The following is a 14,444-nucleotide window of genomic DNA, read 5'->3' as shown; positions in this document are numbered from 1 at the left end:
CATTTTCTTCGCGGGCTGTTCCAGAACGGATCAGCCGGAGTTTAGGTATGGTATCGGAAGCACCGCCATTCTGGTGGACGAAAGCGGATTGGCGTGCCTGGGGCCTTGCGCCCATTTCGTTTCTCTATGGCCGGATCGCCGGCCGCCGTATGGCGAAAGCCAGGCGTGCCAGCGTCTCCGTGCCGGTCATCTGCATCGGCAATTTCACCGTGGGCGGAGCAGGCAAGACGCCGACCGCCATCACGCTCGCCCGCGCCGCCAGGGAAAAAGGCCTGAAGCCCGGGTTCCTCAGCCGCGGTTACGGCGGCTCGCTTGACGTCACGACCGTGGTCGATCCCGAACATCACCGGGCCGAGGCGGTGGGCGACGAGGCGCTGCTGCTCTGCCGGGAGACGTTGACGGTGATTTCCCGCACCCGCGTCGATGGCGCCCACAGGCTGGTCGCGGAGGGCGCCGACCTGATCATCATGGACGACGGTTTCCAGAGCGCCCGCCTGACGCTCGATTTCGCGCTCGTGGTCATCGATACGGTGCGCGGCATCGGCAACGGCCATCTCGTTCCCGGCGGGCCGGTCAGGGCGCCAATATCCGAGCAGATGCGCCAGCTTTCGGCGATCCTCAAGGTCGGAAACGGCGAGGCGGCCGACAGGCTGGTGCGTCAGGCTGCGCGCGCCGGCAAGCAGGTCTATGTCGCCGCGCTGAAGCCGCGCGAAAACCGTGAGGTGGCGGGCAGGGCGCTGTTCGCCTTCGCCGGCATCGCCGATCCGGAAAAATTCTACCGCACCGTCCGAGAGGTCGGCGGCCTGATCATGGAAAAACGCGCCTTCCCAGATCATCACTATTTCAGCGAGGACGAGATCTCCGACCTGCTGGACGACGCCGCCAGGGACAATCTGCTGCTCGTCACCTCCGCCAAGGATGCGGTGCGGCTGCAGGGTCATCACGGGCGCATGGAGGAACTGGCGGAAAAGGTAAGCGTGGTCGAGGTCGACATGGCATTCGACGATCCGCAGGCGCCGGGCAAGATCATCGACACGGCGATCGCCAATTTCCGGCAGCGGCGCATCCGGGAAGGAAATGTCGCGAAGGCTTAGCCGCGGCTCTGGTTCGGCAGCATGCCGGCGCGCTTGTCGGCTTCCAGCGAGGAGGCGCAATCGACATAGGGTTCCTGGCGGGCGACGCTCCAGTAGCGCAGCTCGTCGATCGGGATCTGCACGCCCGTCATCGCGCACACGACATAGGAACCGGCGGTCAGGATCTGGTAGTCGCCGTCGAGATAACGGATCTTCGCTTCGCGGAATCCGCTTCCCTCGAACCGGTTCATCTGTCGTCTCCTGCGGAAAAACATGGCGCCTGCTCTAACCCGATTGTGCCTGAATTGCCAGCTTTTTCAGCTTCGGCCGAAGAGTCGTTCGATATCGGAAAGCTTGAGCTCGATATAGGTCGGGCGCCCGTGATTGCAGGTGCCGGAGCCGGGCGTGGCTTCCATTTCCCGCAGAAGTGCGTTCATCTCCTCCGGTTTCAGCCGTCGGCCGGACCGCACCGAACCGTGGCAGGCCATGGTGGCGGCGACATATTCCAGCTTGCCGCGCAGGCCGCCTGCGGTGTTCCATTCGGCGATCTCGTCGGCCAGGTCGCGCACCATCGAGGCCGCATCGACTTCGCCGAGCATCGCGGGCGTCTCGCGCACGGCGACTGCGCCGGGCCCGAAACGTTCGATCGAAAGCCCCAGCCGGTCGAGTTCGGCCGCGTTCGCCATCAGCCGGTCGCAATCCTCTTCCGGCAGGTCGATGATTTCCGGGATCAGCAGCACCTGGCTCGCCAGCCGCTTGTTGTCGAGCGCCTTGCGCATCGCCTCGAACACCAGCCGTTCATGGGCGGCGTGCTGATCGACGATGACCAGTCCGTCCTCGGTCTGCGCCACGATATAGTTCTCGTGAACCTGGGCGCGGGCGGCACCGAGCCGGTAACGCGGTGCCTCCTCGGCGGCAGTTCTCTGCACGGGTTCGGCGATCACCGCATCGGCACGCGCGGCCGGCATGGTCAGCACGTCGAAGCCGGATTGCACCTGTTCGGCAAAGTCGTTGGCGGGCTGCGGATGGAGCGGCCGAAAAGGCGAGGCTGCCGCCGCCCAGGGCGTCCGGGGTGCCGCCTGGGCCGGCTGGAAGCCGGTACGGAAGGCGCGCATCATGCCTGAGGCGCCGGTCGTTGCCGCCCGGTCCCCCTCGCGATGCAATGCCTCGCGGATCGCCCCGACGATCAGGCCGCGCACCAGGCCCGGATCGCGGAAACGCACGTCCGACTTGGCCGGATGCACGTTGACATCAACCAGTGCCGGATCGAGCCGGATCGACAGGACCGCCACCGGATAGCGGCCGGAAGGCACGCTTTCCGCATAGGCGCCGCGCAGCGCCGAAAGGATCAGCTTGTCCTGCACCGGCCGGCCGTTCACGAAGGCATATTGATGCGCCGAGTTGCCGCGATGGAAGGTCGGCACGCCGACAAAACCGGAAAGCCCGACATCCTCTCGCATTGCCTCGATCTCGATCGCATTGTCACGGAATTCGGCACCGAGGATCTGGGCCATGCGGGCGAGATGGTCGTCGCCGGTCGCGGGGAATTCGAGCGTCGTGCGGTCGGAGCCCGACAGCACGAAGCGGATCTGCGGAAAGGCGATCGCCATGCGCTTGACCACCTCGGTGATCGCGCCGGCTTCGGCCTTCTCGGTCTTGAGGAACTTCAGGCGCGCCGGCGTCGCGAAGAAGATGTCGCGCACCTCGACCACCGTGCCGGTATTGGCCGGCGCCGGTTTCACGCCGGACATCCTGCCGCCGATCACCGCCACCTGCGACCCTTCCGAATGGCCGTTGCGACGGCTGGTGATGGTGAGTTTCGCCACCGATCCGATCGAGGGCAGGGCCTCGCCGCGGAAGCCGAGCGTGCGGATGTCGTCGAGCGTCTCGGAAATCTTCGAGGTGCAATGCCGCCGCACCGCCAGATCGAGATCCGCCGCATCCATGCCGGAACCGTTGTCGGTGATGCGGATCAGGCTTTTGCCGCCGCCCGCGGTGGCGATCTCGATGCGGGTCGCTCCGGCGTCGATGGCATTCTCGATCAGTTCCTTCGCGGCACTGGCGGGCCTTTCGATGACCTCTCCGGCGGCGATCTGGTTGATCAGGGTTTCAGGCAGCTGTTTGACGGGCATGCGTCATTTTCTCGGATTCGGCGCCGGAAGGAAAGCCCGGAGAGAGACCTTTCCTAAACGATTGAAAGGACATCTAGGGTTGATGCACGGCCGTTCATTAATCCGACTTTAAGATAAGGGCGATAATTTGTCCGGTATTGAACTTGGATGAAACCGGGGAAGCGCCAGCTTCCCGCGAGTGATCGGGATGGCGGCCGGCTGGGCACCGTCATGCGAGCCCCGATCGCCCGTTGAGGACTTGGAGCCAGCATGTTCCCGCGCCGACCAGACGAAAACTAGAAGGAATAACGCCGAGAGGCGAATATCGGCATTACGGTCCGCTCTTCATCCGGGCCGAAAAAGCATACAGGGAGTTTCATCCTATGAATGATTTGGCGTCGGCGGACGCAAACATTCAAGCTGTCATGCTCGAAGTGATCTCCGAGGGCATTTCGGGCGGCGTCTTTGTCTATGACAAGAATGACCTCATCGTCTTTGCGAGCCAGCAGTTGCTGACCCTCCTGCCGGTGCCTAAGAGCTTTCTCGCGCCCGGCACGCGTCTTCGGGATTTTCTTGGTGCCATTTATGATGGCGGCGGACGTTTCCTGACCGATGCCTCCGGCCCGCGCCGCATGCTGAGCCGCGAGGATTGGGTTGCCGAACAGATCGCCTCGCTCTGGAAGGAGCGGGCCGAGTCGCAGGAGCGCCGCGGCACCGACCGCTGGGTGAGTTTTGCCAAGCGTCGCCTGTCTTCCGGTTATGGCGTCTGCGTCGTCCGTGACATATCGGACCACAAGAAGCGCGAGGAACAGTGGCGGGCCGATATGGAGCGGGTGCAGATCACCGAAGAGGTGCTCGACAACCTGCCGTTCCCGATCACCGTCAAGGACAGCAATCTGACCTTCGTCGCCGTCAACAGGACGGCGGCGCGTTTCCTCGACCTCCCGCCCGAAGCGATTCTCGGTCGAAAGGGATCCGACATCCATCCGCCCCAGGTGGAGCAACGCCTCGACCGCATCAATCGAGGGGTCCTCGATCTTGGCGAGCCGGAACAGATGGCCGAACTGGTGACGCGGCCGGACGGCTCCCAGGCCGTCATCATCGCCAACAAATACCGGATCGGAAAACCGGGCCGTTATTACCTGGTGACCGCCATGGAGGACATTACCAATCTTGTTGAAACCGGGGACGGCGGGCAGGTCGCGCCACGTATGAGCCGGGGCGGATTGATCGAAACCTCGCTGACCCGGCATGATCGCGCGGTGTCGGTGAAGACCGAGGCCGTGCCCCACAAGGCCGACCTTTGCGACCGCAAGGTCCTGGTCGCTTCCTCCGATCCAAGGACAACCTCCGAGGCACTGGAGATCCTGGCAGATCTCGGATTGGATACGTCATCGGTTTCAGGCGACGAGGAGCTGGAACTCTTCCTGCAGCTTGCAAAAGACGCCGGGATTGCAGTCGATCTCGTCGTCGTCGATACGCTGGCGGACAAGCATTGCCTTGAAATCGTCGGGCGGCACGGCATCGCGGCGCTGGCGATCGACGGCTTCCGGGTCAAGCGGGAACTGGCGGCGAGCGTCGTTCGCCAGTTCGAACAGCGCGATACCGCTGAAACTGCGGGCGACAAGGACTGGCGGGGCGCCTCTCCGGCCAGGGAAAGCGCTGGCATCGACATCCTGGTCGCCGAGGACAACGAGGTCAACCAGATCGTCTTTTCGCAGATCCTCGAGGGCTTGGGGTATCGTTACGCGATCGCCGCTGACGGCGAAGAAGCGGTCCGGCTGTGGCAGGAACAGTCACCGCGGCTGATCCTCATGGACATCACCCTTCCAAAGCTCAGCGGGTTCGAGGCGAGCGTGCGCATCCGGGGCCTGGAGACGGTCGACAACTCCATCCCGATCATCGGCGTCCTTCCACAGGCCTTCGACAGCGATCGGGATCAATGTTTCGCCGCGGGCATGAACGAAGTAATTCTGAAACCGATCAGCCCCGAGGCGATCGAAGCCGTCTTCCACACCTATCTCGGCGAGGTCGCGAAGCAGTCGTATGCTTAACCGATTAATCAATCTGTTCATTTAAGTTAAGCCCAGGCCATCATTTTTTAATCTTTTTCCCGCATCCTTCGCCCGTCTGTGAAGCGCAACGGGATTATTCATGAAGTCGGCGGGAAACCCATTGCCGCAGGTCAGCCAGAATGAACTGCAGGCAATGGCCTATAGCGACGCCCTGACGGGTCTCGGAAATCGATACCGTCTGCGTGACAAGGTTCGCCTGCTGGCGGCCGAACGAGCCCAGGATCCCGCGCCCTTTACCATCTGCATTGCCAATCTCGATGGTTTCAAGCCGATCAACGATCTGTTCGGCGCCGAGGCGGGCGACGAGATCCTTTGCCAGGTCGCCCATCGCCTGAAAGCCTGCATTCCGGACGGCGCGACCGTTACCCGCCATGACGGCGACGAATTCGCCTTCATCCTGCCTCTGGTCTTCGAGCGTGTCGGTGCCGAACGCATCGGCCAGATGATCAAGGACGTGCTGTCGGCACCCTACGATCTCGGCGACCGCAATGTTCGCCTTTCGGCCTCTTTCGGCTTCGCGATCTATCCGTTCGCCGGCGAGGATTTCGAGGAACTGCTGAAAAGCGCGGAAACCGCGCTCTACCGCTCGAAACGCCGCGGCCGCGGACAGATCACCGTCTATTCACGCGAAATCGCCCAGGAGATGAAGCGGGCGACCCAGCTGGAACAGGCGCTCCGCAACGCCATCATCGCCGATGCCGTGGATGTCCACTTTCAGCCGATCGTGCGCATCAGCGATGGCGGGGTGGTCGGTTTCGAGGCGCTCGCCCGCTGGATCGACGCGGATCTCGGCTTCGTTTCGCCCGCGGTTTTTGTGCCCCTTGCCGAGGAGCGCGGTTTTATTGACGCGCTTTCTGAAACGTTACTGCGGAAGGCTGCGGAGGCTGCGCTCTCCTGGCCGCGCGAACTTTTCCTCTCCTTCAACCTGTCTTCCGCCCAGCTGATGGACCCCGGCACGACCGAGACCATCCTCGCGACGCTCGCGCGCGTCGGGCTCGATCCCTATCGTCTGGAACTGGAAATTACCGAAACGGCGGTGATGACCTCGGCCGATACCGCCCAGCGCATCATCACCGATCTGCGCCAGCAGGGCGTGCGCATCTCGCTCGACGACTTCGGCACCGGCCAGTCGAGCCTGGGGCGCCTGCGCGACTTTACCTTCGACAAGGTCAAGATCGACCGCGCCTTCGTTTCGCGCATCACCACGGACCGAGCCTCGGAACACATCGTCAAGGCGATCATCGCCATGTGCGACGGCCTCAATCTGGCCGTGGTGGCGGAAGGCATCGAGGAAAAGGCCGATGCCGACAAGCTCAGCGAACTCGGCTGCGCGATGGGGCAGGGCTATTATTACGGCCGGCCCGTCGACAGCAATGCGACGCTCCGTTACCTCCAGGAACACTACCGCGATTTCATGACGATCGAACGGGCCTGATCCCGGGCGGGTTCTGCAGTCAGATCCCAAAACGAAGGGCGGCACCTGCGGTACCGCCCCTCTGATGGTGACGACGTGTCGCCCGTTCCGGACACGCCGGCTGGCCGGGCGCTTATTTGCTCGGGGCAGCCGGGGTCGTCGACGGGGTAGTGGCGCCGCCAGCAGCAGGCATCGTGCCCGTGGACGACGTCGTCGTCCGGTCGGTTTCAGCCTGCTTGTCAGCCAGGGTCTTGAATTCCGGAGCGGCCTGAAGGGCTTCGGCCGTTTCGGTGGTGGTCAGACGAATTTCGTTGTTCTTGTTCGCATCGCGGGTCATGGTGATCTTGTCCATCGGCAGGGCGACTTCCTTTTCGCCGATGCCGAGGAACCCGCCGACGCCGATCACGGCTGCAACGATGCCGCCGTTTTCTTCGAGAATGAGGTCGTTGACCTTACCGATGCTCTTGTCTTCGGCGTTATAGATCGACTTGCCGATATAATCGTTGGCGCTGATCTGGTTTTCACCCTGTTCGGTGAGATAGCTGCCGGAAGCGGCGGCCGTGTCGGTGCCAGTCTTCGGAGCCGGCGTTGCAGCGCTGTCAGCCGGTTTTGCCGCCGGAGCCATCGGGGCGGCAGGGGTTGCCGGAGCCGGGGAGGCCGGCGGCGCCGGCTGGGTCTGGGCGAATGCCGGTGCAATGGCGGTCGACGCCAAAAGAACCACGGCTGCCATCGTGCTAAGGGTCTTCTTCATAACAAACCTACCTTCCTCTGCTCAATTTATTTATCTCTCTGAACACGCGGCTCTCCGTTACGGAGCTCTCCGACCGCGCCGGTTCGAGAGGAAAATGTTATGAAGGAGGAATTGGTTCCGGATAGTATTGCTGAAATTTTAGGCTTCTTGCCCGGAACCTTTTTGTGTTTTGCCAGTTCGGAATGACTTTTGCATTTTTTATAGGCGATAGGCTGCTTCAGGATCGCATTGTACCGAAACCGCGATCTCGAAAAGCGCCCCGGCGAGCGGATCCTCGGCGCGGGCCGCCTCGTCCAGTCCCTCCCAGGAAGAGCTCACCGCCAGGCGGTCCTTGCCGATGAAGACAGGGCAGGTGGTGCGGCGTGCCGGCACCAGATGACGCGACAGATGGCGCCCGTCCGCCGAATAATGATCGACTGCGCCCTGGCCCCAGCGGGCGTTCCAGATCGTTCCGTCGCTGGCACAGATCGAGCCGTCGATGCCGCCCGGCTTGCCGTTCTCGTCGATCAGAACCTCGGCTCCCCCGTTCGGCAGGCCCGTCGCCGGGTCGAGCGATACGCGCATCAGCCGGTTGGCGCGGGTATCGGTATAGTAGCCGATCGCACCGTCCGGCGAGAAGCAGATCGAATTGGGGATGCTGATTTTGTCGAAGAGCTTGGTCACCTCGCCCTGGCGGACATGATAGATCGCGCCGGCGCCGTCCTCCGCCTTCCTGCCCATCGTGCCGATCCAGAAGCTGCCGGAGGGGTGTATTCTTCCGTCGTTCGAGCGGTTGCCCGGCTTTTCCGGCTCCAGTTCGCGATAGGGGGAAAACTCCCCGGTGGCGCGATCGCGGATGAAGAGGCCTTTGTCCGTCGCCACCAGCTGTCGGGCCGCGTCGATCGATGCGAGCGCGCTGCCCATGGCCGGCAAGGTGTGAACGATTTCGCGGCCCGTGGGCAGGTGCAGTTCGTGCAATCGCTTGCCCAGAATGTCGAACCACCAGAGCGTTTCCGTCTCCGACTCGAAGGAGGGGCCTTCTCCCAGTTCGCAGAGAGAGGAGGAAAGCACGCTGCCTTCGAAAGTGTATGTGGGCGCCATGTGAAATCTCCAATTGCATGCCAGGGCGATCGATTAGTATCATCGACGAGAGAGTCGGCAAACTCCCGCCATAGGTGATTTGATCCCCAACAATTATCTCCTGACAAGAGGTTGGAAGCATGCAAAAGGTTTGCAAATGCGAGTGGATGTCATCATTATCCGAACTTGATAGTCACGGTCATCATTGTCCGGAATTGATATTTGATATGAAGTCAGCAGCTAATTAAATCTGGAATGGCGGCCTTCACCGCGCAGACACGTTCGGCGGGAATATATGTGGGCAAATCCACAGAGCCCTCTATGTCTCACGCGTCGGGAGCGGGTACTGCGAATACGAAAGGCCGATTGGGCGGATGTATGGGAAATGCCAGGAATCGCTCGACACGACCGGGCGGACAGAGAAGCAAATGATGGGCAATACGGAGAAAGCAGAAGAGCCCAGGATTTTTGGGTGGAGCGTCGGAGAAATTGCCGAGCTCAAGACGCAGTTCGACGTATTTCGATTCATGAAGCGGATAACCGAACACTACGGTTGCCGCGCGTTCATGGTCCTCAATCTGCCTCACGCCACGTCGCTCGAATTGTCCAACAACACGGTGATTACCAACTGGCCGGCGGAGCTGATGTCCCTTTTCGACCGTGAAGGGATGATGCAGACCAGCCCCGTGCTTCGGCGGCTGCGTGCGTCGACCGTCCCCTTCACTTTCGATCTGGATGCGGTAACGGCCGAACGGCAAGGGCCGGCGCGCGGTCTTTTCGGGAGATTCGGCGTCGTCCGGGGCGCTTATTTCCCGGTCCACGACATGTCGGGCAGCCGAGGCGCGGTTTCCCTCGCCGGAGACGGCCTGCCGTTCACGCACCAGCAGATGATGGAGTTGATGTATATCTCCGTCCACGTCTTCGAGCGGCTGGCGGAAATCCGCAACCTCGATGTCCGTACCACCGACACGCTCACGGATCGCGAGGTCGACTGTCTTAACTGGACGGCGGCCGGCAAGACCAGTGCCGAGATCGCCGAAATCCTCGGCCTCTCGGAGCATACGGTCAATCACTATCTGAACCGCGCGGCGAAGAAGCTCGATACGGTGAACCGCACCCAGGCGGTCGCAAAAGCGCTCCGGATCGGTTTGATCAAGTAACTAATTTATATGCTGCGATGCACAACGTTTAGTCAGTGCTCAAGCCTTGAGCGCCGCGGATTGCGGCTGGCGCCAAGGAATGCTGCGCCGCAGCAGGACTTTTGACCGGAAGTGATTGAAAAGGCTCATCAACTGGAAGTATCTTCCCGTCTGGCATGTTTCGTGCTTCTCTAGGAGCAGGTCCAGAGGGGACTGGAAGCGCCCCAAGAGGCGTGACAAGAAAAGCCGCCGTTCGATCAGTGCGCCATATGGCTGCCGATCGAACGGCGGTTTATCTTGCTTGCTCCCGGCAATGCCGAACTCCTATATATCTGCGAACGCGGCGCCCCTCTTCCTGAGGGATCGTTACCGCATCAGGCATTCGGGAGTTTTGAAATCATGGCCGACGTGACGAAAGAGGAAGTGCTGGCGGTTCTCGCGAAGGTGCGCGGGCCGGACCTCGAAGGCGATATCGTCTCGCGCGGCATGGTCTCGGACGTCTTCATCTCCGACAACAAGGTCTATTTCTCGATCACCGTTCCGGCCGCACGGGCGACCGAACTGGAACCGCTGCGCATGGCGGCCGAGCGCACGGTCAAGGCGATGCCGGGCGTCAAGGGCGCTCTGGTGACGCTGACGGCGGACCGCAAGGCGGGCTCGGCCCCCCCGCCGCGCCCGCAGCCCGCCGCTCCGGCCGCCCATTCGCATGCGCATGGTCACGCCCATGGCCACAGCCATCCGCCCCAGGGTCAGCCGGCCCAGCCGCCTCAGCGGGAGAAGTCCGGAGTACCCGGGGTCGGCGCCATCATCGCTGTGGCATCCGGCAAGGGCGGCGTCGGCAAGTCGACGACAGCCGTCAATCTCGCACTCGGACTTCAGGCCAACGGTCTGCGCGTCGGCATTCTCGATGCCGATATCTACGGACCTTCCGTGCCGCGCCTCCTGAAGATCGCCGGCCGGCCGCAGCAGATCGAGAACCGCATCATCAAGCCGATGGAGAATTATGGGCTGAAGGCCATGTCGATGGGCTTCCTCGTCGACGAGGAGACCGCGATGATCTGGCGCGGGCCGATGGTCCAGTCGGCGCTTCTGCAGATGCTGCGCGAAGTCGCCTGGGGGGATCTCGACGTGCTCGTCGTCGACATGCCGCCCGGCACCGGCGACGTGCAGCTCACCATGGCCCAGCAGGTGCCGCTTGCCGGCGCGGTGATCGTTTCGACGCCACAGGATCTGGCACTTCTCGATGCGCGCAAGGGCATCGCCATGTTCCGCAAGGTCGAGGTGCCGCTGCTCGGCATCGTCGAGAACATGAGCTATTTCCTCGCTCCCGATACCGGCAAACGTTACGACATCTTCGGTCATGGCGGTGCCAGAAGCGAGGCGGAGCGCATCGGCGTGCCGTTCCTCGGCGAGGTGCCGCTGACGATCGACATCCGCGAACGCTCCGATGCGGGCACTCCGGTCGTCGCCTCCGATCCCGAGGGAGCCTCGGCCAAGATCTATCGGGAAATTGCCGCCAGGGTCTGGGCCGAGCTCGGTGGCCTCACCCCGCGGCAGGCGCCGGCAATCGTTTTCGAATAAAAATTCGAATAAATGTGCCAAGGCGTTTTGGAATACCTCCCTGCCGGCGATGGAGAGTCACTTTGGCCGGTACTTTCGGCCAAGGCTTTGATGCAGGTAGAGAATCGTCTTGTTGCCGAAGGCCCCTTGAACATATTCGGCGCCGGAGTCATGTTGCGGCGCCCGCTGCGGGATTTATACGCCTCTTGATTTTGACTATGGCTGTCTCTATACGCCCGTCCCGCCGAGGGCCGGCTGGCGGTCCCGGAACCAGGGAACCGGCAAGCTCGCTTCTCTTTCAAGGCCGACGAACTCGGCCGGAGACCACGATTGATCAATGCCTATAGCGCCACTGGCTCGATGAAGACGCTTGCGCCGGCCGAGGCGCTGCGACAGCTTCCCGACAACATCGCCTGGATCGATCTGATCGATCCGACGCCGCAGGAAGACGCCTATGTCGAAGGCCTCGTCGGCATTCAGGTCCCGACGCGCGATGATCTGAAGGACATCGAACCTTCGAGCCGCCTTTATATCGAGAAGGATTCGGTCTTCATGACCGCGTCGCTGGTCTGGCGCGCCGACGGCAAGGATCCGCAGCTCACCGACGTCGCCTTCATCCTCTCCGGCGGCCGGCTGATCACCGTGCGTTACGCGGAGCCGAAAAGCTTCCAGCTCTTCATCGCCGGGCTCGGACGCTTCCCGGAAAGCGCCTGGGACGGTGCGACCCTGCTGGCCAGGCTGCTGGAAACCATTGCCGATCGCACCGCCGAAATTCTCGAACAGACCGTCGATCGCGTCGATACGCTGTCGACGGACATCTTCCGCGACCGCGGCAAGCGTCGCCCGCCGCAATTCCTGGAAGGCAAGCTGGCCGACATCGCCGAATACCACCGGCTGATCAGCAAGGTGCGCGACAGCCTGGGCTCTCTCGCCAGGCTGTTGACCTTTCTGATGAACGTGCCATTGATCAACCAGGACAGGAGCGACGACAACCTCTGTCGCACTGTGGCGCGGGATGTCGATTCACTTTCGGAACATGCCTCCTACATTGCCGGCAATATCGCGTTTCTGCTCGATGCTTCTCTCGGTCTCATCAATGTCGAGCAAAACGCCATCATCAAGATATTCTCGATCGCGTCGGTCGTGTTCCTGCCGCCGACGCTCGTCGCCTCGATCTACGGCATGAACTTCCAGTTCATGCCTGAACTCGGCTTGCATCTCGGATATCCGCTTGCGCTTCTCGCGATGCTGACGTCCGCCATCCTCCCCTTTTTCTTCTTTCGCTGGAAAGGCTGGCTTTAGGCCGGACATCCCATGGGTCACCCCGCTGAACATCATGCTGCCGAGAAAACCAAGGTCCAGGGGCTTTTTGCGCTGGCCATCGGCTCCATCGGCGTCGTCTACGGCGACATCGGCACAAGCCCGCTTTACGCGTTTCGCGAGGCGCTGAAGCCGATCGCCCACGACGGCGTCACCGAACTGGAGATCATCGGCCTCATCTCGCTGATGATCTGGACGCTGACGATCATCGTCACGTTCAAATACGTGCTCTTCCTGCTGCGCGCCGACAACGACGGCGAAGGCGGCACGCTTTCCCTCCTGGCACTATTGACCAAGTCCGCCAACGGCCATAGGGCGCTGCTGATGCTGCTCGGCCTGATTGGCGCCGCACTTTTCCTCGGCGACGCCATGATCACGCCGGCGCTGTCGGTTCTATCGGCGGTCGAAGGCCTGAAGCTGGTGGCGCCATCGCTGAGCAGCGCCGTGCTGCCGATCTCGGTCGGCATCCTGATCGGTCTTTTCGCCATACAGTCGAAGGGAACCGGTCTGGTATCGCAGTTCTTCGGACCGATTACCGCCGTATGGTTCGTCGTCATGGGTGCGGGCGGCATTGCCCATATCTCGGACGACTACAGCATCCTGGCATCCTTCAATCCGATATATGCGGTCGAATTCATGCTGAACGAGAGCTTCGTCGGCATCGTCGTTCTTGGCGCCGTCTTCCTGACTGTCACCGGCGCCGAAGCGTTGTACGCGGACCTCGGCCATTTCGGCCGCCGGCCGATCCAGTGGGCCTGGTTCACGCTCGTCTTCCCGGCCCTGACGCTCAACTATCTGGGCCAGGGCGCTCTGGTGCTGAAACACCCGGAAGCGATGTCCGATCCGTTCTACCTGATGTTCCCGCAATGGGCGCTGCTGCCGGTCGTCATTCTGGCAACGGCGGCCACCATCATTGCCAGCCAGGCGGTGATCACCGGTGCCTTCTCGCTGGTCCGCCAGGGGATCCACCTCGGTTACCTGCCGCGCATGCAGATCCAGTTCACCTCCGAGACCAATACCGGACAGATCTTCCTGCCCTCGGTCAATACGCTGCTTCTGGTCGGCGTCATCGCCCTGGTTCTCGGCTTCGAAAGTTCCGAATCGCTTGCCACCGCCTACGGCATCTCGGTCACCGGCGCCATGGTCGTCACCACGCTGATGGCGTTCGAGTTCGTGCGGGTGAAGTGGAAATGGCCGCAAACCTTTGCGATCTGCGTCCTGGCTCCGCTGCTCGCCCTGGAACTGGTCTTCCTCGGTGCCAACCTTTTGAAGATCCATGACGGCGGCTGGGTGCCGGTAATGATGGCGATCATCTTCACCATCGTCATGTGGACCTGGAAACGCGGCACCGCGATCCTGTTCGAAAAGACCCGCCGCATCGACGTGCCGCTCGAGACTTTCATTCCGATGGTCGAGAAGAAGAGCGATCACGCGCCGGTCTCCGTCCCCGGCGTCGCGATCTTCCTGACCAGCGACCCGGAAACCGCGCCGGCCGCCCTGCTGCACAACATCAAGCACAACCACGTCCTGCACGAAAAGAACGTCGTCCTGACCATCATCACGGTCAACAAGCCGCGTGTTTCGCTGGAGGAGCGGTTCAAGATCGAAAAGCTGTCGGATCGCTTCACGCTGATCGAACTGCGCTTCGGCTTCATGCAGTCGCACAATGTCTCCCAGGCGCTCGCTTATCTGCGCAAGACGGGCTTCAAGTTCGACATCATGTCGACCTCCTTCTATCTTGGCCGTCGCAAGCTGGTGCCGGATGCCGAATCCGGCATGCCCATGTGGCAGGACCGGCTGTTCATCGCCATGGCCAATACGGCGACAGACCCGTCCGACTACTTCCACCTGCCGGCCAACCGCGTCGTCGAACTCGGCTCTCATGTCATTATCTGACGCGTGCCGGCGCTGACATTCATGTGAATGTGCTAAATCAGGCCGG

The 14,444-nt window shown here is 62.0% G+C and carries 11 protein-coding genes; 7 read left to right on the top strand and 4 right to left on the bottom strand.

The annotated features are described in order from the left end of the window. Nucleotides 1-47 precede the first annotated feature (47 nt). Nucleotides 48-1,094 carry a tetraacyldisaccharide 4'-kinase gene (gene lpxK / locus J2X76_RS03970; RefSeq protein WP_310213421.1) on the top strand — a complete coding sequence of 349 codons (1,047 nt, stop codon included), beginning with the start codon at nucleotides 48-50 and terminating at the stop codon, nucleotides 1,092-1,094. Here lpxK and J2X76_RS03965 read toward each other — a convergent pair. After that, the gene (locus J2X76_RS03965) at nucleotides 1,091-1,324 is read right to left on the bottom strand and encodes a DUF2093 domain-containing protein (protein ID WP_113129834.1); all 234 of its coding nucleotides are present in this window, start codon (nucleotides 1,322-1,324) and stop codon (nucleotides 1,091-1,093) included. The genes lpxK and J2X76_RS03965 overlap by 4 nt on opposite strands. Before the next feature lie 66 nt (nucleotides 1,325-1,390). Further along, on the bottom strand, nucleotides 1,391-3,205 hold the full coding sequence (mutL, locus tag J2X76_RS03960; protein WP_310213416.1) for a DNA mismatch repair endonuclease MutL: 1,815 nt from the start codon (nucleotides 3,203-3,205) through the stop codon (nucleotides 1,391-1,393). Between the two features lie 362 nt (nucleotides 3,206-3,567). Here mutL and J2X76_RS03955 point away from each other — a divergent pair, with 362 nt between their 5' ends. Together J2X76_RS03955 and J2X76_RS03950 are read left to right on the top strand one after the other, a co-directional pair. After that, nucleotides 3,568-5,238, top strand: a complete 1,671-nt coding sequence (locus J2X76_RS03955) for a response regulator (RefSeq protein ID WP_310213413.1) — start codon at nucleotides 3,568-3,570, stop codon at nucleotides 5,236-5,238. A 100-nt stretch (nucleotides 5,239-5,338) separates the two neighbouring features. Then, on the top strand, nucleotides 5,339-6,694 hold the full coding sequence (locus tag J2X76_RS03950; RefSeq protein ID WP_113129837.1) for an EAL domain-containing protein: 1,356 nt from the start codon (nucleotides 5,339-5,341) through the stop codon (nucleotides 6,692-6,694). Between the two features lie 112 nt (nucleotides 6,695-6,806). On the opposite strand, the gene J2X76_RS03945 is transcribed toward J2X76_RS03950, so the two are convergent. Further along, a complete protein-coding gene (locus J2X76_RS03945; RefSeq protein ID WP_113129838.1) occupies nucleotides 6,807-7,424 on the bottom strand; it encodes a PRC-barrel domain-containing protein in 618 nt (205 codons plus the stop codon). Nucleotides 7,425-7,622: 198 nt separating this feature from the next. Beyond that, nucleotides 7,623-8,504 carry an SMP-30/gluconolactonase/LRE family protein gene (locus J2X76_RS03940; RefSeq protein ID WP_113129839.1) on the bottom strand — a complete coding sequence of 294 codons (882 nt, stop codon included), beginning with the start codon at nucleotides 8,502-8,504 and terminating at the stop codon, nucleotides 7,623-7,625. Between the two features lie 410 nt (nucleotides 8,505-8,914). Between J2X76_RS03940 and J2X76_RS03935 the strand changes: the two genes are divergently transcribed. From J2X76_RS03935 to J2X76_RS03920, 4 genes are all read left to right on the top strand, one after another. Continuing rightward, a complete protein-coding gene (locus tag J2X76_RS03935; protein ID WP_113129869.1) occupies nucleotides 8,915-9,643 on the top strand; it encodes a LuxR family transcriptional regulator in 729 nt (242 codons plus the stop codon). Nucleotides 9,644-10,021: 378 nt separating this feature from the next. Next, a complete protein-coding gene (apbC, locus tag J2X76_RS03930; RefSeq protein WP_310213400.1) occupies nucleotides 10,022-11,203 on the top strand; it encodes an iron-sulfur cluster carrier protein ApbC in 1,182 nt (393 codons plus the stop codon). Between the two features lie 309 nt (nucleotides 11,204-11,512). Continuing rightward, nucleotides 11,513-12,484 (top strand): magnesium transporter CorA family protein, encoded by a 972-nt coding sequence (locus J2X76_RS03925; RefSeq protein WP_113129841.1) that lies wholly within the window; start codon nucleotides 11,513-11,515, stop codon nucleotides 12,482-12,484. Between the two features lie 12 nt (nucleotides 12,485-12,496). Beyond that, nucleotides 12,497-14,398 (top strand): potassium transporter Kup, encoded by a 1,902-nt coding sequence (locus J2X76_RS03920; protein ID WP_113129842.1) that lies wholly within the window; start codon nucleotides 12,497-12,499, stop codon nucleotides 14,396-14,398. The last annotated feature ends 46 nt before the right edge of the window (nucleotides 14,399-14,444 follow it).

The sequence above is a fragment of the Neorhizobium sp. 2083 genome (assembly GCF_031455615.1).
Classification (GTDB): Bacteria; Pseudomonadota; Alphaproteobacteria; order Rhizobiales; family Rhizobiaceae; genus Neorhizobium.
This window is presented reverse-complemented; position numbering and strand designations above follow the sequence as displayed.